This is a genomic window from Synechococcus sp. 1G10 (assembly GCF_002252625.1).
Taxonomy (GTDB): domain Bacteria; phylum Cyanobacteriota; class Cyanobacteriia; order PCC-6307; family Cyanobiaceae; genus Regnicoccus_A.
The window spans coordinates 13,978-31,604 of sequence record NZ_NQKW01000021.1 but is presented as its reverse complement, the minus strand read 5'-3'; the positions used below and the strand labels follow the sequence as shown (position 1 = coordinate 31,604).

17 protein-coding genes are annotated in these 17,627 nt (G+C 60.4%); 11 read left to right on the top strand and 6 right to left on the bottom strand.

All coding sequences use genetic code 11. From position 1 onward, the window contains the following. The first annotated feature begins 2 nt into the window (after positions 1–2). The 5 genes from CJZ82_RS19090 to CJZ82_RS14280 all read left to right on the top strand — a co-directional run bounded on the left by CJZ82_RS19090 (position 3) and on the right by CJZ82_RS14280 (position 7,974). Positions 3–308 carry a hypothetical protein gene (locus CJZ82_RS19090; protein ID WP_233130268.1) on the top strand — a complete coding sequence of 102 codons (306 nt, stop codon included), beginning with the start codon at positions 3–5 and terminating at the stop codon, positions 306–308. 100 nt (positions 309–408) lie between these two features. Next, on the top strand, positions 409–2,979 hold the full coding sequence (locus CJZ82_RS14290; protein ID WP_158218591.1) for an ATP-binding protein: 2,571 nt from the start codon (positions 409–411) through the stop codon (positions 2,977–2,979). 215 nt (positions 2,980–3,194) lie between these two features. Continuing rightward, entirely contained in the window at positions 3,195–3,332 is a 138-nt protein-coding gene (locus tag CJZ82_RS18445) for a hypothetical protein (protein WP_158218590.1), read from the top strand. A 256-nt stretch (positions 3,333–3,588) separates the two neighbouring features. Further along, positions 3,589–7,068 (top strand): VapE domain-containing protein, encoded by a 3,480-nt coding sequence (locus CJZ82_RS14285; RefSeq protein ID WP_158218589.1) that lies wholly within the window; start codon positions 3,589–3,591, stop codon positions 7,066–7,068. 324 nt (positions 7,069–7,392) lie between these two features. Beyond that, the gene (locus tag CJZ82_RS14280; protein ID WP_094556435.1) at positions 7,393–7,974 is read left to right on the top strand and encodes a hypothetical protein; all 582 of its coding nucleotides are present in this window, start codon (positions 7,393–7,395) and stop codon (positions 7,972–7,974) included. A 250-nt stretch (positions 7,975–8,224) separates the two neighbouring features. Here CJZ82_RS14280 and CJZ82_RS14275 read toward each other — a convergent pair whose 3' ends face one another. The 4 genes from CJZ82_RS14275 to CJZ82_RS14265 form a co-directional block, all read right to left on the bottom strand. Beyond that, positions 8,225–8,794: a site-specific integrase gene (locus tag CJZ82_RS14275; RefSeq protein WP_158218588.1), complete on the bottom strand. Its 570-nt coding sequence runs from the start codon at positions 8,792–8,794 to the stop codon at positions 8,225–8,227. 160 nt (positions 8,795–8,954) lie between these two features. Then, positions 8,955–9,545: an antirestriction protein ArdA gene (locus tag CJZ82_RS14270; RefSeq protein ID WP_158218587.1), complete on the bottom strand. Its 591-nt coding sequence runs from the start codon at positions 9,543–9,545 to the stop codon at positions 8,955–8,957. After that, the gene (locus tag CJZ82_RS18440; protein WP_158218586.1) at positions 9,542–9,820 is read right to left on the bottom strand and encodes a hypothetical protein; all 279 of its coding nucleotides are present in this window, start codon (positions 9,818–9,820) and stop codon (positions 9,542–9,544) included. The genes CJZ82_RS14270 and CJZ82_RS18440 overlap by 4 nt, the downstream gene beginning before the upstream one ends. Before the next feature lie 183 nt (positions 9,821–10,003). Beyond that, complete coding sequence (locus CJZ82_RS14265) at positions 10,004–10,414, bottom strand: hypothetical protein (RefSeq protein WP_094556432.1); 411 nt, start codon at positions 10,412–10,414, stop codon at positions 10,004–10,006. Positions 10,415–10,922: 508 nt separating this feature from the next. Between CJZ82_RS14265 and CJZ82_RS17990 the strand changes: the two genes are divergently transcribed. From CJZ82_RS17990 to CJZ82_RS14240, 5 genes are all read left to right on the top strand, one after another. Next, complete coding sequence (locus CJZ82_RS17990) at positions 10,923–11,303, top strand: hypothetical protein (protein ID WP_143593683.1); 381 nt, start codon at positions 10,923–10,925, stop codon at positions 11,301–11,303. Then, on the top strand, positions 11,296–12,762 hold the full coding sequence (locus CJZ82_RS14255; RefSeq protein WP_143593682.1) for a phage terminase large subunit: 1,467 nt from the start codon (positions 11,296–11,298) through the stop codon (positions 12,760–12,762). The genes CJZ82_RS17990 and CJZ82_RS14255 overlap by 8 nt, the downstream gene beginning before the upstream one ends. Beyond that, the gene (locus CJZ82_RS17985) at positions 12,762–12,959 is read left to right on the top strand and encodes a hypothetical protein (protein ID WP_143593681.1); all 198 of its coding nucleotides are present in this window, start codon (positions 12,762–12,764) and stop codon (positions 12,957–12,959) included. Before CJZ82_RS14255 ends, CJZ82_RS17985 begins: the two co-directional genes overlap by 1 nt. A gap of 779 nt (positions 12,960–13,738) precedes the next feature. Beyond that, the gene (locus tag CJZ82_RS14245; RefSeq protein WP_094556428.1) at positions 13,739–14,296 is read left to right on the top strand and encodes a hypothetical protein; all 558 of its coding nucleotides are present in this window, start codon (positions 13,739–13,741) and stop codon (positions 14,294–14,296) included. 130 nt (positions 14,297–14,426) lie between these two features. Beyond that, entirely contained in the window at positions 14,427–14,639 is a 213-nt protein-coding gene (locus CJZ82_RS14240) for a DUF3955 domain-containing protein (RefSeq protein WP_094556427.1), read from the top strand. A gap of 99 nt (positions 14,640–14,738) precedes the next feature. Here CJZ82_RS14240 and CJZ82_RS18735 read toward each other — a convergent pair whose 3' ends face one another. After that, positions 14,739–15,500, bottom strand: a complete 762-nt coding sequence (locus CJZ82_RS18735; protein WP_198949792.1) for a hypothetical protein — start codon at positions 15,498–15,500, stop codon at positions 14,739–14,741. Positions 15,501–15,589: 89 nt separating this feature from the next. Then, on the bottom strand, positions 15,590–15,796 hold the full coding sequence (locus tag CJZ82_RS14230; RefSeq protein ID WP_094556426.1) for a hypothetical protein: 207 nt from the start codon (positions 15,794–15,796) through the stop codon (positions 15,590–15,592). Positions 15,797–16,783: 987 nt separating this feature from the next. Here CJZ82_RS14230 and CJZ82_RS14220 point away from each other — a divergent pair. Further along, complete coding sequence (locus CJZ82_RS14220; protein WP_094556424.1) at positions 16,784–17,554, top strand: CPBP family intramembrane glutamic endopeptidase; 771 nt, start codon at positions 16,784–16,786, stop codon at positions 17,552–17,554. Positions 17,555–17,627 lie beyond the last annotated feature (73 nt).

Here is a 17,627-nt window from a genome sequence, read left to right as displayed (position 1 = left end):
GGATGGAGAGACGATCCACACCACCCGCAGCAATGCCCTGCGCGATGTACTGGTCGAGCTGCTCAGCAACCCGATCGATCACGACCTGTTCGCGCCATGGCGGCTCTGCCTACCGCCACCTGCTTCAGGCGGACATCCCACACCCGATCGACTGCCACACCTGCGACGGATTCGACCGCCTGTTCGAGCAGACCGTTGATGCCGCCGACTGCCTCGTTGAGCAGGAAGCACGCCGCGAGATGGCCGCCCTGAAGCGCGGCAAGGGCCACGACGCCGAGCTGCTCGGCATTGCTCAAGGCACCGGCTGACCACCACCGGCACGCCCCTGCGCCGGACCAAGCAGGGGCCACCTGATTCAACAACCTATGCACTCACGAAATGGCGGCAACCGGCCGCCGGGGGGACCCTATGGCTGAAATTGCACGCACCACCTTCACGGTGAGCCGTACCGCAGAGTTCTTCTCCGAGAAGGAACTGGAGATGCAGATGGGCGCCGGGCGCGAAAGCTGGCTCCCCATGCTCCTCAAGGAGCTGATCGACAACGCTCTCGATGCTGCAGAAGGCGCCGGTGTTATCTCGCCGGAGATCACCATCACCGTGGGGGCCGACGAGCTCATGGTGGCCGACAACGGGCCCGGGATTCCCCCGGAAACCGTGGCCAGCTCGCTGGACTACCTCAGCCGCACCAGCAGTAACAACCTCTACGTCAGCCCGACCAGGGGCCAGCTGGGCAATGCCCTCAAGTGCCTCTATGCCGCCGGCTTCGTCGCCCATGGCCGCGGCGACGTCACCATCACCGCCAAGGGAGTGGAGCACCGCATCACGGCCAGCTTCGACTCGATCCGCAATGAGCCGGTGCTCGATCACCAGCAGATCCTCGTGCCGCCGGCCGCTGGCACTTTTGTAAGGATCGCCTGGCCCGGGGCAGCAAGCGAACTCGAGGATTCACTTTTTACATCCGCCACCGAGCTGGCCTGGAGCTTCGGCCTGTTCAACCCGCACGTCAGGATCCGTGTCCTTGATGGGGAGCGCGATCCTGATAACAGTTGGTACGCAGCCCCGCGCTCGGCCGCCGATTGGGTCTTCAAGAAGTGGAAGCCGCTCGCCAGACCACCGGCGAGCTGGTACTACCGCGGGCAGTTCAAGGCGCTGCTCTGCGCCCATCTGGCCAGCAGTCCCACCATGTTCGTGCGGGACTTCATCAAGCAGTTCGCTGGCATGAGTGGTAGCTGGACGCAGAGCGCTGTGCTCGATGAGCTGACGCTGCAGCGCACCACCATTACCGCTGCCTTCACCACAGGCGGTGCGGTGCTTGAGGACAAGGTTCAGGAACTGCATGACGTGATCGCTGCCTACGGGGGTGAGCCGGTCAAGGCCAAACGGCTTGGGGTGATCGGCAGGACGCTCCACGAACGGCTGCATCAGATCCGAGAGGGCAGCACGGCCTACGCCAAGGTGCTGGTGGAGGACGAAAACAGGCCGTTCGTGGTGGAGGGCTGGTTCGCTGTCTCCAGCAACGCCGAGCGCACTCGTGTCCTTGTGGTCGGGGCCAACAACTCCCCGCTGCGGGAGGTGCCGCATCATCTCATCCAGAGCGCCCTCTCCGATAACTTCGCCGACTACCGCGACCCGATCACCGTGGTGCTCCACATGGTCTGCCCTGCATTTCGGTACACCGATCGCGGCAAGACCCTGATCAATTTCACCCCAGAGCAGTGGACCGCCATCCGCACCGTGATCGATGCCATCACCAAGAACTGGAAGAAGCTCAAGGCCAGGCAGCGGCGTGATGCACAGTCAACAGAGAAGGAGCTGGAACGCCTGAGTCGCCAGCAGAGTGGCGTCACCACCAAGGAGGCAGCATGGGCCGTGATGGCCGATGCCTACATGAAGGCCAGCAACAACAACACCCTGCCGGCCAACGCCCGTCAGGTGATGTACGCCGCACGGGGCGCGATCCTGAACGCAACCGGCAAGCCGCTCAGCGATACGTACTTCACTCAGACCCTTCTGCCTGATTTCATCTCCGAGAACTTCGAGCTCACCAAAGACTGGGATGTGGTCTACGACGATCGCGGCACCTTCATGGAGCCTCACACAAGAATCCGGGTGGCGATGGGGACACTTAAGGTACGCAACTATATCAACAGCTGGTGCGCACCTGATACGGCGGTACTAGACGTCAGTGACGTCATGCCTAACCGGATCCACACCTGCGGACCATCTGGGCGTTACAGCGCTGCCATCTTCATCGAGAAGGAAGGTTTCACCGCCCTGTTCGAGGCGGCCCGGACAGCGGAGCTCTACGACGTGGCCATCTTCTCCACCAAAGGGATGAGCACGACCGCTGCCCGTCGGCTGGTGGATGAGCTCAGCCAGCAGGGCATCCCGATCCTGCTGCTCCATGATTTCGACTTCGCCGGCCTGGCGATCGCCCGCACGATACAGAACGACGGCCGCCGCTATCAGTTCAATGCCAGCCCGATCGTGCACAGCCTGGGGTTGCGGCTGGAACAGGCCCAGGAGATGGAGCTTGAATCAGAGCCGTTTGAGTTCAGCAAGCAGCAGAAGAAGGATCCGCGCCACAACCTGCGGGAATGCGGGGCCACCGATGAGGAACTCGCATTCCTCGTCACGAGGGGCACCGCAGAATTCGGCGGCTGGGGTGGAGAGCGGATCGAGCTCAACGCCATGACATCCGCTCAGTTCATTGCGTTCGTTCACGGCCAGCTCGATGCCATGGAAATCATCAAGGTGGTGCCCGATGAGGCAACGCTGGCCGCGGCGTACCGACGGGCAGCAAAGATCCGAGCGGCAGAGGAAGCCATGGAGGCCGCACTAGCTGCCGCAGACGATGAAGAGGTCGAAATCCCAAATGACCTCCGTGAGCAAGTGACGCAGCGGCTGATGGGGCAGCCAATCCCGTGGGATGCGGCAGTTCATGCCTTGGCGGGGGAGCGCGTGGAAGATGAAGACTGACAACAAGCGTTCCTCAGCGCCACCCGCCCCGGCTCTTCACCGGGGCTTTCTCATGTCTCGTTATGTCTATAACGAGATGTAACAGTCTTGCAGTGGGTGTAATTCGCTGTCCGTGGGTGCCGGATTGAGCAGGGCTTGCTCTCCGTAGCTTATGCAAGTCAAACGCGCAAATCGCATCGATCGTTATGCAATCGACTGCCATCCGGTCCCGCGCCATGCCGATCACCTTCGGCATCTCTCCTGCGGAGTACGAGCAGATCCTCGCCTTCCAGGAAGCAAGGGAATTCTCCTCCTTTGCTGAAGCCGCCCGCCGCATCATGCGCCGCGGGCTAGAAGCAACCCTCAACGCCTGATCCATCTGAACGGAGCAGGTTCCACCACCGCACGTGCATGGTGTTGGGACCTGCTCTTTGACCGATCCCCATTGGCAAGAGATCAATCAATGAGTCAACGGACTGCCACAGCCAGTCTTGCTCCTAACGCCAGCAAGCGTGCCAGCTCCCCCTCTCCGTAGGGATGAAAAAGGGGCAGGTTGCCCCACCCCTATCCACTCAAGTTGCTGTCTTGCTTTCGAGATCTCGAGCAACTGGGTTTCAAAACGATGCAACTGTGTCCGATCTTAGCAACCAGCCACAATCCGCCCAGAGTGAGCCTGTTGCTCACAGTGGTGTTGCCACGGCAGAAGCCGTAGGGCATGGCTTAGTTGCTATTCGGGTTGCTGATGCCAGGCGCGACGGCTCGCTTCTCAACTCAGACCAGGCAGCCCTCCACCTCGAGCTGCTCGGTATCCCCGCAGATCTCGCCTACTTCCGTGCCATCAAGTGGGACGGCAGCGCTGCGCAGGATCTCGGACCCGTCCCCGGCACCACCTTCGAGGCCCGCCTCCCGCATCTGATCGCGGCACAGGGCCAGAGCAAACGGCTCTATCTGATCGCTGGCGGCGCCGGGGATGACCGCAGCGTCAAGGCTTGCCCCGCTGCATTTGCGGAATGGGATGGGGTCAGTTGGCAGGAGGCCTGGTCGAGGGTGGAGGCGGTTAGGGCATCTGGGCTCCCGACGCCGGTGCTGGGTCTCAACACCTGGGAGGGCGGCTCGCTTCATGTCTGGTGGCGGCTCGATCAACCCTGCACCGACATCCCACGGTGGACGCGGTTCATGGAGCGCTTCGTCGTCGTGCTCGGCAGTGATGCGGTCTGCCGTAACCCCAGCCGGTTGATGCGCCTCGCTGGATCCAGCTACATCGCCACTGACAAGGTGGCCAAGCGGTTTGGTGATCCAGAACTCAAAGGTCAGATCATCGGCCAGACCGCCGTCGTCTGGGAGGGCCGCGATGCCAGCGGCACGCCGATCACCTGCAGGCTCGAGCAGCTCGAGGCCTGGGTGGATGCACAGGTGGCAGCTAACCCGGCCCTCGAGGATCTGATCGCAGGCCTGCAATCCGGCACCAAGCTCTATGGCTCTGCCCCACGGGACGGAGAAGTAGGGCCACCCACCGAAGACGAACGCAAAGCCGCTCGAGCAGCTGAAGGCCGCCCCTACCTGCCGCCGCGCACGCTGGCCGAGATCAATGCTGCCCTGGCCGTCGTCCCACGCCGCGTGAGCGGTCTACCGGAAGGAAGCCCCTACCGGTATCCCTATCACCGCCTCGTGCTCTGCGGCCTCACTGATGCGCTCTACCGGCTCCACGGCGATGAAGGCCGCGCTTGTGATGAGGCCATCGGATTGATGGAAGAGCACTCGCCATCAGCCAGCTGCGGCTGGGACATCCCGCAGGTGCTGCGTAGTTCCGGGTGGCTCAATGAAGGTGTGTTCTGGGCCCGGGCCCGTGCAGAGGGTTGGGCGGGTGCAGGTGATGGCCTAGGCCTGAGCCAGAACGGCCACGGGGGTGCAGGGGGGCAGGACGCTCTCCACCAGCAGCTCGAGAGGGCCCAGGCCGCTGTTGATGCACACCTCGCCGATGCACTGCCTGTTGATCAGATCCTCGATCGCATCGCTGCCACCAATCCAGATCTGAAGTGGCCCGATCCCGCCATCCATCCGGTGATCGCCTCGCTCGTGGCCATCACCGCCGCTCGTGTTGGTGCTGATGGCGATGACCGCAACCTCGTCCCACTCCGTGATGCCATCACCGCCAAAACCAAGGCGCCCGCCGGCCACATCAAGTCCGAAATCCGGCGAGGTGTAAGCGAGTGCCAGCAGAAGTACGCTCCGCTTGTTGCGGCCGTCTGTCGCCTGCAGCGCCTGATTGATGCGCCTCGCGTTGAAGCGGCCCGGAACGCTCGCATCAATGCCGCCACGGCGCAGGTGGAGGGGGTCTGTGGTGGGGTCGCGCTGCTCGTTGCTGTCGGCTCCGGCTGGCAGGACACCGATAACGGCAGGAAGCGCACTGATCTCGTCAAAGGTGATCTCGCCGCCACCCTTCGCCAGGTTCTGGGGCGGCGCCTGCAGTTCGATGACCTCGCCCTCGCGCCAACCATCGACAAGATCTCGATCCCGGCCGAGCAGATCGAAGACCTCCACGTCGGCCTCAGTGAAGCCGGCTGGTCCATCTCCAAGGAATCATCCACCGATGCGCTCATAGCTGCCTCGAGGCACTCACGCTTCCATCCTGTGCAGGTCTACCTCGAGACCGTCGAAGGCGACCCCACCATCGAGCCCCTGCCCTGGGATGAGTTCTATGCCTTCTATGGCGTCACGGATCCCCTTCAGCAGCTCTACCTTCGCCTGCTCCTGCTCGGCCTCGTCAATCGTGCCCTCGAGCCCGGCTGCGAGTTCCAAACCATGACCGTGCTCCAGAGCGATCAGCAGGGCCTCGGTAAAACACGCAGCCTCAAGGCCCTGGTCGGTGCTGAGTGGCATAACGACACTCACCAGGACTCGGACAAGGACAGGTTGGTCGTGATGCACCAGCACTGGCTGTATGAGTTCGCAGAGCTCGAAACCATCACCAGCAGGAAGGAGGCCGGTGCGCTCAAGGCACTGATCAGTGCCTCTAAGGATAGTTTTAGGCCTCCTTATGGCCGTGTGTCGCAGTCCTTCCCGCGACGCTTTGCCCTGGTCGGCACTTGCAACCGCAGAGACTTCCTCGTTGATGACACCGGCAACAGGCGTTTCCTCATTGTTGAAATCACCCGCCACATTGATGTCGAGGCCATCGCCGCCAACCGTGACCGGATCTGGAAGGCCGCTCTCATCGCCTACCGCAACGATGAAAGCACCTGGCTCCTTGATGATCAGCTCGCCGCCAACGAGGCCGCCAACGAGCAGTTCCACGGTGAACACCCCTGGACCGCTCTCCTGCAGCGCTGGCTCGAGGGCTTCGCTGAAACTGTCCCCGACGGCCGTGGTGACACCCGCCTCGAGCTGATCCGGGCGCCCGATGAGTTCTCGACCGTCGAGGCCATCCTCGGTGCTCGCTGCGTCCGTGAGGGCGCCACCACCTCCGCCCACGCACGCATCATTGCCCCACTCCTCAAGCGGCTCGGATTCGAGCAGTACCGGCCCGTAATCGACGGGCAGAAGCTCCGCCTCTGGCGGCGCATGGATGCCGACGGCGACCAAGGACCAGAACCCGGACCAGCAGCCGCACACGGACCAGACGTAGACCGCTTCAGTGGGGGACTATCTGGTCCGGTTGAAACGCGGGTGGGGAGTGGCACCTTGCCCCTTAGACCAGATGGACCAGATGATTTATCTAAAGTTCTTAAGAATGAAGGGGGTATAGGGTCAGTAGTCCGTGGGGGGGGGTGTGCTCTCCCGGAGGGGTCTATAGGGGGCGCTTTTATGCGGTCCGATCTGGTCATCCAGTCCAGCCCATTCATACCAGCGGGGTTGGGCGGACCAGACATCCGGACCGGACCGGTCCAGGACCATATGGACAGCATTGAATCCGGACCTGGGCCGGTCCAGACCCACCTCGAACGCATTGAGGCCGCCCTTGAGCAGCTCAAGGCCAATGCCTCCGCTCCGGGTGTACTTCGTGATGTCGTACGAGTTACAGGCCTGCCCGCAGCCGTCTGCTCAGCCACCCTCGCTCGCATCAAGCGGGCTGAGGAGGCCGACAACAGCCCCCTTCTCGATGGCCTTTGATCCGGGCCCGCGGGCCCGTCCTGGCACTTGATGGGCACTTGATCGCCCTGGCCCGCAAAGCGGCACTCACAACGGCATCGTCTAACTCATATTCGTTACACCCCACAGGGCAGGCTGGTGGGCGCTCCCCCCGGTCAGCACATGGCTGCTGGGGCCCTGTTGCGCAACCGGCCTTGACCGGCCCACTAAGCGATTCGCGACAATGTCTCTACCTCCAGTGCCTTGGCCCGGTCAAACCGCTGCCCTGCTGGGTCAAGCGCACGAGGGGTGGGCCGAAGGGTGAGACACCCCTATAAAGTGAGTCTGATAACCGTTCCCATCCTCATGGCCACTGCCAGCACCCTTGCCAAGGCCAGCCCCAAGCGGCAGCAACGCGTAAGTGAGCAGGTTGCGCCTTTGGTGGTCAAAGGCTATTCAGTGCGCCGGATTGCAGCGGAGCTAGGCATTGATCGCAATGCGGCCTATCGTGACATCAAGCTGGTCAAGTCCACCTGGAAGGCCACCTTGGCCGACGCTGGCGAGGAATGGCGTGCCAAGGCGCTAGCACAGCACGAGTTCGTACTGCAAGAGCTTCACGAACAGTGGGAGATAGCAAAACAAGGCAAGAAAACAGCCACTCGTCATCCTGATGGATCAGAGACGATCAAGCATGAACCAGTGGATCTAAAGCCTCTTAGTGGAATTGTCGCCACCGTGAAGGAAATCACGACATTCCTCGGCATAAGAGAAGGTGCAGACACTGTTGCCCGCATTGAAGTAGACGAATCCACCCGTAATGCTTTGGCGCCAATGGATCGAGATAGCTATATGGCGCTTGTGGCTAATGGCATGCCGAGCATCACGGTAGATGCACGTCCGCGTGCTGAGGGTGTCATTGATGTGGAGCCCCTTGAGTCCGCTGAGTAGGTGCCGGGCCATTCAGAACAACATGCGGTCAATTTGCGCCGCCGACTGAGAGGGCCCATTCACGGGTGCTGTTCATGGGGCGCATTGTGACCCAGTCCAATGGGCAGACTTCTGGTGGCCGGCATTCATGACGGGTCTCGGCACCTCGGTTGTTGGTCACGAACTGGCTGGGGAGCGCCAACTCCCGACTTCGCTCACGGGAACAACGGCTCATTCATCGCCCGAGGCAGATTTGGCAGTCGGGCCCCATTCAAGAGAGCACCGCGGCAATGGCATCCTCATCGACGCCCAGATACTCTCCCAGCGAGCCCAGTGACTTGTGGCCCGTGATCTCCATCGCCAGGCGCAGATCGTTGGTCTGCCGCACCACACGCTGCGCCAGCGACCTGCGGAAGCTGTGCGTACTCACACCGACTAGGCCGGCATTCAAGACAGCTTTCCGCAGCGCCATGTCCGCTGCCTGCCGGGTGAGCGATTCATTGGGCCCGAACCGGCCTGGAAACAGGTGATCATCACCACAAGGCGTGCGGCCATTCATACGAGCCCATTCATCGCGCCATGCGGCAAGTTCTCGAACGAGGTGCGGCGACTGCATGATCTGACGTGTGCGGCGGGTCTTGGTCGTGGCCCTGCGGAAGGTGACAACGCCACCCGCGACATCTGCCCAAGTAAGCGCCAGTGCCTCGCCGATCCTGGCGGCGGTCCAACGTTGCAGAATCCAGAGCGTCCGGTAGCAGTCGCTGGGTGCCGCTGCTATCAGCTGGTCGAGCTGTTCATCGGTGAGGGCAGTTGCCTTCCCGTGTCGATTGATCTTGGGCATGATTTTGGTGTCTGTTTGATTTGCGGATCTGAGAGATGAGCAAGTCGCCTGCGCTGCAGCCATTCTCAATAAGGAATTGCGGTGATCAGCGCTGGAGACTTGCTCGCGTTCGCAATAAGGAGCCCCGCCAGCCGTAGCCGACGGGGCCAGGGTGGATGGATCAGCAGGTGCGGAAGATATGCACCCCTCCAGCGCTGGCCGATTCGCTGGTGTAGTCACCACCGATCTCCAGCTCTCGCCAGGCTGCCTCCCAGTCGATGCATGACACCGGCCAGGTGATGCCCTCGGGAATCAGGCCGCAATCATCGGCGAGGTCGTAGGCAAAATCCGATCCTGAGTCGTGCCGTCCGTTGTAGGCATCGCGGAAGGCCTCGACGTCGACGATCTCGCCGCGATCGTTGCAATAGAGGCGAAATGCCTCGCGCTCGTCGGCATCATCACCGATCTCCGCCAGGGCATCATCGTAAGCGGCAAGATCAGTGAGATCTGGCCATTCCGTATGGGTCAGACAATCCGGCAGCCCGGCATGATCATGCATCGCCCATTCCTCGGCACCGGGCTCTGGTGAGCTGGCCAGGATGTAGTCGATGCACTCCTGCAGATCATCGGTGGAGGTGATCTCCTCCAGATCAACCCATGCACCATGCAAGCGGCCATTGTTGTAGGCCGCCAGGCAGGCAAAGTAGGCGCCGATATCCGGCAGATAGTCAACGACACCTGCAGGGCGGTTGATGATGATGGTGGCGGTCATGACCGCACCCCCACCGGGGCTGTCCCCATGGCGTTCGGGATGCTGGCGTCGGACCAGCGAGGCAGGGTGCCGCGCTTCGGTCGCCAGGCGCAGGTCAGCGGTGACGATGGCCCACCAGCCCAGACCACGCGCGGTGCGCATGTTGGACAGGCATCACGGATCGCCGCGGCCCGACCACTTCGCAGGATGCGGCGTGCGGCATCGCACGCCTCCCAGCGGATGTAGCTGATGGCGCTCAGCACGTAGCCGGTGGCCGGATCCAGGGTTTCGACCACGGGCCACCAAAGCTGGCCACCGATCTCGGGAACGGTGGTGCAGTACTGGCGGTGATAGGCCTGGCTGGCTGGTAACAGCGCTGGATGCCACCCCCAGTGATCAGCGGCGCCACGATCGGACGGGACGTTGCCACGCCCGGTGTCGCCAAACCCCCCAGTGAGCGGTGCGATCAGGTAATGGGATCATCGCGCCACCTCCACCGCGCTGGCACGGCTGGATTCCAGAGCGGCACGGGCACCAGCGATGGCGCCTTCCACGCGATCCAGGAAGCATTCGGCGGCCTGGCGCTCGTTGCTGTTGTGGCGACTGTCACCAGCCCGCTGCACGAACCACACGATGGCGTTGTGCAGTTCCCGCGCGGCACCTTCCCAGTCGGTGTGGCGGATTTCAATTTCGGCCGACTCGTTGGTGTCGGGATGGCCGAGTGTGAAGGTGATGTAGCCGGAGCGCTGCAGGTGCACGTCCCGCACCTGCCAGTGGCCGGTGCTGTACATCATCAGGCGCTGATCACGGAAGATCAGCGGAGAGCCTGCGATGGCAGTTTCTGTCTGCTGCGAGACATCCCAGGCGGGACGTTGTGCTGTACTGGTCATGGGTTTCGGGTGCCAGCAGGTACCATCTGCCGGCACTCCGGAGCCCGCCTATGGCCACGCTGACCTAGACGGGCGGTCCCCAGGTTGTGCGTTCGGAAGCCTTGAGATCATCTGACTATGTGATCTCAAGTATAGCAGAAATGGACGCAATGAAGTGGGGGTGGGGTTGCAATTCTGCCGCACTCTGAGGGGCTTCCATATACACTCGCACGAGAATATCTACTTCTCATTAAGCTCAACAACCAGCCAGCCACCCGGGGGTAGTGGTCGGATTCTGATGGCACCCAGAAAGTCGCCCCCAGATTTTTTCTGCCACCCATCAAATAAGCCCGGCTGTGGCACAAAATCTTGGTTTATACTGATGGCCAGGTGCGAATGAGCCGATGGCGATTGCCAGGTCGACGGCAACCCTTCTCCATTGCGAGTACCTCAACCTGCCGAACCCCAGGCCGATGGCAGCGAGTCACCTCCGGAGGGACCAGCCGCACCTGCGCCTGGAGGCAGGCCCATGAACGCCAACTACCCAACCACCGCTGAGGAAGTACTCAGTAGCGCGTACAGCTCAAGGCTTTCGGCCGCCGGCACTCTGCGGAACCATCGCCAGCGGCTTGAGCAGACCCTCGCCAGGGTTGGCCCTGGAGCAGGCCCCAGGCAAGCTCTCCAGGCGGAGAAGGAGCGACTTGAGGCGGTAATCACCGTGCTGGTGGAAGCACGGGAACGGCTGATCACCGAGGCCGAACGCCGCCTGCTGCACCAGGAGGAAACACTCCAGCAGGAACTCTCGATCCTCCCCGACCCCAGCGAACAGGATCTGCAGAGACGGCTGACGCAAATCAGGAATCAGCGCATCGCTGGCACAAGCACTGCAGGATTGCTTGACCATGACTGAGCGACTGCAACCATTGCCATGGCAGAAGCTGGTGCTGGCGGTACCGGACGAATGTGACCTGCTGCTCAGCGGAGGCCGTGGTGGCGGCAAGAGTACCGCTGTGGTGCAGTTAATTGTCCGTGATGCAGTGCGGTTCGGTGCGGGGTATGTCGGTGCGCTGGTGCGCAAGGATCTAGCCGGATTACGCAAGCTTGAACGCGAACTGCTGGATCAAATCGAGATCACGCCGGAGCTGAAAGACAGCAAGTATCTCTCTGCTGCAAAGGAGTTCAGGTTCAACACCGGCGGCATCCTGTATCTGCACTACATCAAGGACGAGGCCAGCTTCGGTAGGTTCCAGGGTCTGGACCTTAGTCATGTCTACATCGATGAGGTGGCTCAGATCGCCGATCCTGGCCCTGTACTGCGGCTGAAGTCATCGATGCGATCGACAACACCTGGTGTGGTGCCCAGGCTGGTGATGACCGCCAACCCGAACAACATCGGCAGTTGGTGGATCTATCAGCACGTCATCTCACGGCTGAGTGCCTGGCGGCCGGGCTACTGCGAGATGTTCCGCAAGGAAGTGGTCTATGTGCCATCGACGCTCTTTGACAACCCGCACATCGTTGATCGCGATGCCTACATCGAGAGTCTCAAGGCATCCTGCAACTTTGATGATGCCAGGATCCAGTCCGAGGTCTACGGCAACTGGGCAACGGTCTCTGGTGCGTTCTTTGGGCCGGTGTGGGACGTGGAGCGCATCAAGGTGATGGACCTGGGCGGGCTGCCCCTAACGGATCGGAGCTACAACCCGCACAATCTGTGGCTGACACTGGACTGGGGTACCCGCAGCCCATCGAGTCTGATCCTGGCCTACAGGCCGCGTCAGCCGATCCTCTGGGGCAGGAAGCAGATCGGGGCGAACAGTGTGATTCTGCTCGATGAGCATTACACCGACCTGCGCACCCCCGATGGGCAGCGGCAGTGGAACATCGGTGATCGCAGGACCACAACCGCAACCATCGCCCGGGCGGCCTTCCTGCTCGCCGAACGCAACCGCATCGAGCTGCGCGACGTCTCAAGGAAGCACCGGTTGATGGATGCCGCGATGGCGGCGGAGATCGGCAGCACAGAGGGCAGCCTGGGCAATCAGCTGGCGCAGCAGGGGGTCAGCTTCATCGCGGCCCCGAAGGTCCGTCGCATTCCGGGCTGGGCGCTGGTGAGCAGGATGTTGGAAGCAGCAGGGGATCCCACCGCGGCGGGGCTCTATGCCACACCCAGGTGTGAGAGCTTCTGGGCGACGCTGCCGGTGCTTGTGCATGACGAGCTGCACTCCGGCGATCTTGATACCACCGGCCCGGATCACACCGCTGATGCGATCCGCTACCTGCTGACGGCGACTGTTGATCGGACGTACAACTACGTCACGGGGGCCTTGGACGGCACGGAAGGTCGCCCTTTATTCAGGGTCTGGTGATGGGGCCTTCCTGGTTCAGCCACTCGATGTCACAACGGGAGCAGCCGGCGGCGGAGCGGTTCCGGAGACAGCAGGAGGAGCTGCTGCTGGCGGAACATGCATGGGCACCCAGCTCCGAAGTGAAGTTCACCGCTGGGGTCGAGGCTGGCATGAGGCATCTGGTGGGCCGTGTCAGCAGGGTGCGCTGCTGCGCCTGAGGGCTGGGATGCTCATCTCCTTCTTGGTGCCCGGCCTTGCAGTCGGGTCTGTGGGTACGGCGCTGGTGCATGGGTGGGAGCCCCTTCTCAGGGACGGTGCCCCGCCTCACAGGTTAACGATGGGGCCTGTCCAGAAAAGCCAGACCACATCAGAGAAGTCACCGCTGGACCGCATCACCCGTGTTCGGCGCACCTACGAAACGGTTCCGAAGGCCTGACCCACCACCGAGCGCATCGGGGCATCATTCACCATCACCAGGCCACGATCAGCATGATTCCCGATCCCTGACTCGACGCTTCCCCCACTGATGCATGGCGTAGCCGGATCTGACTAGCGTGCTCCAGTCCATTGAGGCCCTCCATCAAACCGACTTCTGTCCCCCCGCTGATCGCCGGTCCTGTCTCTGCTAAAGAGCCTTCGCCGCCATCGGTGCCCCCGACAGCTTCGCAAGCGCATCAACCGCAGCAACTCCACCTCAGACGGTGTAGCCGCAAACGACTGAACTGAGCGCAGCACTACCAGTCGGTGGCAAGCGAGAGCATCTCAATGGCTGATCGTTTCGCCATCAGGGCGGTGCCGTGCCATGCACCCTCAAGCCTTGATTTCTTGAAAGTCACCAAATTGGATTGACGCTGCTAAGCGTCAGGTATCGCTGACGGAAGCCTGGCCCCTGGACGCACGAACTGCTAAAAAGCCTGAGTGGTTCAAGGCCACAACTGAAATTATGCTTGCATTTTGCTTGCGCATTTGTCAAACCCCACGTCCGCAAAACACACACATGCGCCATCCTGCTCTCCTGATCGCTTCCGCTGTTCTTCTGACCACCTCGGGGCTGGGGGTTTCAGCACAGGCAAAGGAGAGCCGCCCAAATATCGACGAATCGAACATGATGCGTTTCTGCCAAGGTGAAGTGGCAGCTAAATACAGCGTGAGTCCTCGCGACATCTCCACCCTGCCAGTCGAGCGTAAGGGGAGCAACTACCGCGTCTATGGACAGACTCCCGCAGAGGGTGACAATGCGATGTTTTTCTATTGTGAGTACAACCAACATCGTGAGTTCGACGGCGTCACGATGACCAGCGACAAGCGTTCTGCCAGTGGTGGTGGCTCCGCCAAGGAGAGTGTAGAGGTCGAGAACATGGCACGTTATTGCACTGGCATGGCCGCCGAAAAGTTCAACCAAAGCCCTCGGTACATCACCAGCAACGAGCCCAGTCGTCAGTCCAATGGCACCTATATGGTGTACGGGCAGTACAACGTATCAAGCACCTTCACTCAAGTCTTCACTTGCACCTTTAACTCCAATGGTGTGTTCAAGGGCGTCAAGAAGATTTGAAGGAGCAGGTTCGAGGCTGATCGGAACATGACGACCAGCCGCCTAGGAATCCGGCCAACGTAAATCAGCTTTTTAGTGGTTGCGTTCCGTACGAGCCAGTAGGCTCTGGATCTGAATTGGCTGGATCGTCATGAAGCGAACCTTCATTCGCCTCTCCTTACTGCTGATTGTTGGTGCCTTGGCCTGTGCTGTGGCCTACCAACTGATCGGGGTCCGGGTCGATGCCGATGGCATCGTCCGGGAGGCTTTTCCTCTGATCCCGATCGGTTTCTTTTTGGGCGGAGCGGGCGTGGTGACGGGGATCGCGGGGCTGTTGTGGCGTAAGGACGACAAGCACCGTTGATTGCTGCCATGGCCAATCCTGCAGAGCGATTGATCAACTGCCGGCATGCCAGCACGATTCAAGCGCTCGTTTGTGATCAGCTCATGAGTGAATGATCAGTCAGAGTCTTCCCTCCGAACCGGTGTACATCACACCCTGCACCCGGCCTCTGCGATCGCTGGTGCAGGTCCAGGGTGCCTGGGCGCCTGGTACCCGAATCATCACGCCGATACCTGCTTCGGCAGTCATCACATCGAGGATGCTGAGACGGTTCTGCGACACTCCCGTCGTCTTGGCGACGGCTGCCAGACAGGCATCTTCCGCGGCGACAGTCGACATCGTTGGTTGTGACGATGGAGGCCGGTTCTGAGCCATGGAATCATCGGCCTGCTGGACGAGGCTCGGTGTACATGCAGGCGTTTGGATGGTGCGGCCCCCCATGGCGTTGTAGTACACCCGGCAACTCCCTCCAACATGCACCTGAAAGGTGCCATCCGAAAGCCGAGCAACTTTGGCGGACTGTCCTGAGCTGGAAGGGGATGAGCTCATCCCAGAGCCTGGAACGGCGCTGCAGATCCCATGGGCTCCATTAGAACGGGTGTAAGACACATAGAGGGACTCGCCGGAATTCTTGCTGATTGAAATCGTGGTGCCCGAGCCCTTGGCTTCGTAATAGGTAGGACTGAACTCCTGAACCATGGCCTCTATTCCATTGATCCAAACGGGCCCACCACGATCGGCGTGCACATCAATCCCGCCAGGGCAGACATAGTGGAATTGAGGAACCTTGGCGAATGCATTCCCGGCTGACATTCCCAGGCTGCCCATGAAGAATAGGCTGGACATGGCAATGCTGCGACGAAACAATGCTGAGAGTTTCATTTCTTGGAGTTGGAAGTCAGGTGGTGATCGGATGAGGGGAATTGTACAAGGTGAGCGGCTGTTTTTCAAGAAATGCCAAACCCCCTGCGTCAGGAAGCTGGGCGTGGGTGAAGAACAAGGCGATGCCTGCCATTGGTCCAGCGAACGTACTGACGATCCTTGAGCTTCTGAAGATCAAGCGGATTGTCGGCGAGCTCAACAGGCCCATCTTCCAGCTCAAAAATACCCATCGACGTCATCAGTGCTGTTTTGGTGTCGGGGAAGATCAGGATGCCAAAGTAAAGATCCTTGCGCATAGCCGTTGGCGAAGGATACTTCAACGCTGTCCAGATACGATAATCGAAGTGCCCTGACCCTTTGTCCAAAAGATTTTGCACTCCGCCTCCAAGGCGTTTCGATCCTTTGGGCCCCAGCTCAGGGTGCAGGGCATCTTGACTGCTTGAGATTGCTGGATCTTCTGGGGGGCCGCCATGGCAGATGGGACAGCACCGGCGAGGCATGCCAGCGAAAGTATCGCCAACGACTTGAAGACTTTGTTGCTTGCTTGCATGGTCAAATGGTAGTGCAGGACTTTAGCATTAATTGATCAAAGAGGCGTTTGCATCTGCAAGGTTGGCGCAATGGGAGTGGGTGCCTTGGCGTAGCCTTGAAAGCCTGGGAGTGGGTCATTCGATCACACAGCCAAGCAGAGGAAGGATTCGATCATACTGTTACTTCTGAGTCCCAATCCTTCTCCGATCTCACCAGGGTGCAGCTCTCTCAGTTGCAAAGCCTCACCATAGTCACCTCCTCCATTGGGCGGCAAAATACCTGGCTGCTCCTGGATGGCGCAACGATGCGTATTGGCTGAAATGTAGATGCCATCAGCGCAAGGATCCAACTGCTCTCGCCTTGGTTTTCATCCGGTGCCTCATGGCAGCAACACCCACCCCCTCGTTCATGGTCTCGATGCCACTATTGAGCGGAGCAGGAATGACCTCATGATGCTCAGCCATGGCCGAACTGCATTTGAACAGAGACAATCGACTCTCCCGCCGAGAATCGCAATGGGCCTCATTTTCTCTCCGCTGCGATGAGTCCAGTGATGACAGGCACGAGTTGTCGCATCGATATCAAGGCTCACCGAATAGAGCGAACTCTGCTATTGAATCACACTGTTCTGCTTGAATGGTGGATGAATGTAGTGGCAACATGCTGACGGCCTTGCTGCCTTCCCATGATCGCCGCAAGTGCCCTACAGGGCTTGATGGCAAACCACGGCAAAACCAATTCAATGACCGGGCATGAAAAACACTAAGACTCTCTGGATCGCGTTGGCAGTCTTTGTTGGATGGCTGATGGTCACCATCGGAGGTGGTGCCATTCGCGGTGGAGGCAGCTCCTCTTTGAATGACATGGTCAGTCGCGGATTGGCCTGGCAATTCGTTGCCGCCATCGGGTTTCTTTGTCTGGTCACGGCTATCTTTGGCCTGAGAGAGATCGGGTTTCGTGCCCCGGAGTGGGGATTCGCCTTGCGGATTCTGTGGCTGCCTGGCCTGATGATTGTGCTCTTCTTCTCCCTGGCCCTCGTGCTCGGACTTCCAGGTCCAGTCACGACATTCTGGGTTGCGCTGAACACCCTGCTGGTTGGCATATCTGAGGAATGGATGTTCCGTGGAATCATCTTTAAAGGCTTGACTGACCGCTTCTCCGTATGGAAAGCCGTCTGGTTATCGTCACTTCTGTTTGGTGGGGTTCACGCGCTGAATGTCTTCGTCACCGGTGAGCTTCAGGCAGGCTTGATCCAAGCAGCCGCAGCGAGCTTCAGTGGGATTCTGTTCGCTGCCATCCGTGTACGAACTCAATCGCTCTACCCGGTGATCCTTACGCACGCCCTATGGGACTTTGCCGTTTTCATGGTGATATCCTCAGGGCACAAGGCCGCTGGCACTGGAGCGCAGTCTTCGGTAGGTCTGAGCATTCTTGCTCCCTTTCTCCTCGCTGCGCCTGGATTTTTCTACGGACTCTATCTTCTTCGCAGGGTTAAGCCGCTGGATAACGGACAACCTGTTTAGTTGGGCCCATTATCGATCCGCACTGGCACCCCTGGATCCAGGATCGCCGGAGATCCATTCTCGTCAACTTATT

Coding starts and splice junctions, on each gene's coding strand:
- CJZ82_RS19090 (WP_233130268.1), top strand. CDS start 3: ATGGAGAGACGATCCACACCACCCGCAGCAATGCCCTGCGCGATGTAC.
- CJZ82_RS14290 (WP_158218591.1), top strand. CDS start 409: ATGGCTGAAATTGCACGCACCACCTTCACGGTGAGCCGTACCGCAGAG.
- CJZ82_RS18445 (WP_158218590.1), top strand. CDS start 3,195: ATGCCGATCACCTTCGGCATCTCTCCTGCGGAGTACGAGCAGATCCTC.
- CJZ82_RS14280 (WP_094556435.1), top strand. CDS start 7,393: ATGGCCACTGCCAGCACCCTTGCCAAGGCCAGCCCCAAGCGGCAGCAA.
- CJZ82_RS14275 (WP_158218588.1), bottom strand. CDS start 8,794: ATGCCCAAGATCAATCGACACGGGAAGGCAACTGCCCTCACCGATGAA.
- CJZ82_RS14270 (WP_158218587.1), bottom strand. CDS start 9,545: ATGACCGCCACCATCATCATCAACCGCCCTGCAGGTGTCGTTGACTAT.
- CJZ82_RS14265 (WP_094556432.1), bottom strand. CDS start 10,414: ATGACCAGTACAGCACAACGTCCCGCCTGGGATGTCTCGCAGCAGACA.
- CJZ82_RS17990 (WP_143593683.1), top strand. CDS start 10,923: ATGAACGCCAACTACCCAACCACCGCTGAGGAAGTACTCAGTAGCGCG.
- CJZ82_RS14255 (WP_143593682.1), top strand. CDS start 11,296: ATGACTGAGCGACTGCAACCATTGCCATGGCAGAAGCTGGTGCTGGCG.
- CJZ82_RS17985 (WP_143593681.1), top strand. CDS start 12,762: ATGGGGCCTTCCTGGTTCAGCCACTCGATGTCACAACGGGAGCAGCCG.
- CJZ82_RS14245 (WP_094556428.1), top strand. CDS start 13,739: ATGCGCCATCCTGCTCTCCTGATCGCTTCCGCTGTTCTTCTGACCACC.
- CJZ82_RS14240 (WP_094556427.1), top strand. CDS start 14,427: ATGAAGCGAACCTTCATTCGCCTCTCCTTACTGCTGATTGTTGGTGCC.
- CJZ82_RS18735 (WP_198949792.1), bottom strand. CDS start 15,500: ATGAAACTCTCAGCATTGTTTCGTCGCAGCATTGCCATGTCCAGCCTA.
- CJZ82_RS14230 (WP_094556426.1), bottom strand. CDS start 15,796: ATGCGCAAGGATCTTTACTTTGGCATCCTGATCTTCCCCGACACCAAA.
- CJZ82_RS14220 (WP_094556424.1), top strand. CDS start 16,784: ATGAAAAACACTAAGACTCTCTGGATCGCGTTGGCAGTCTTTGTTGGA.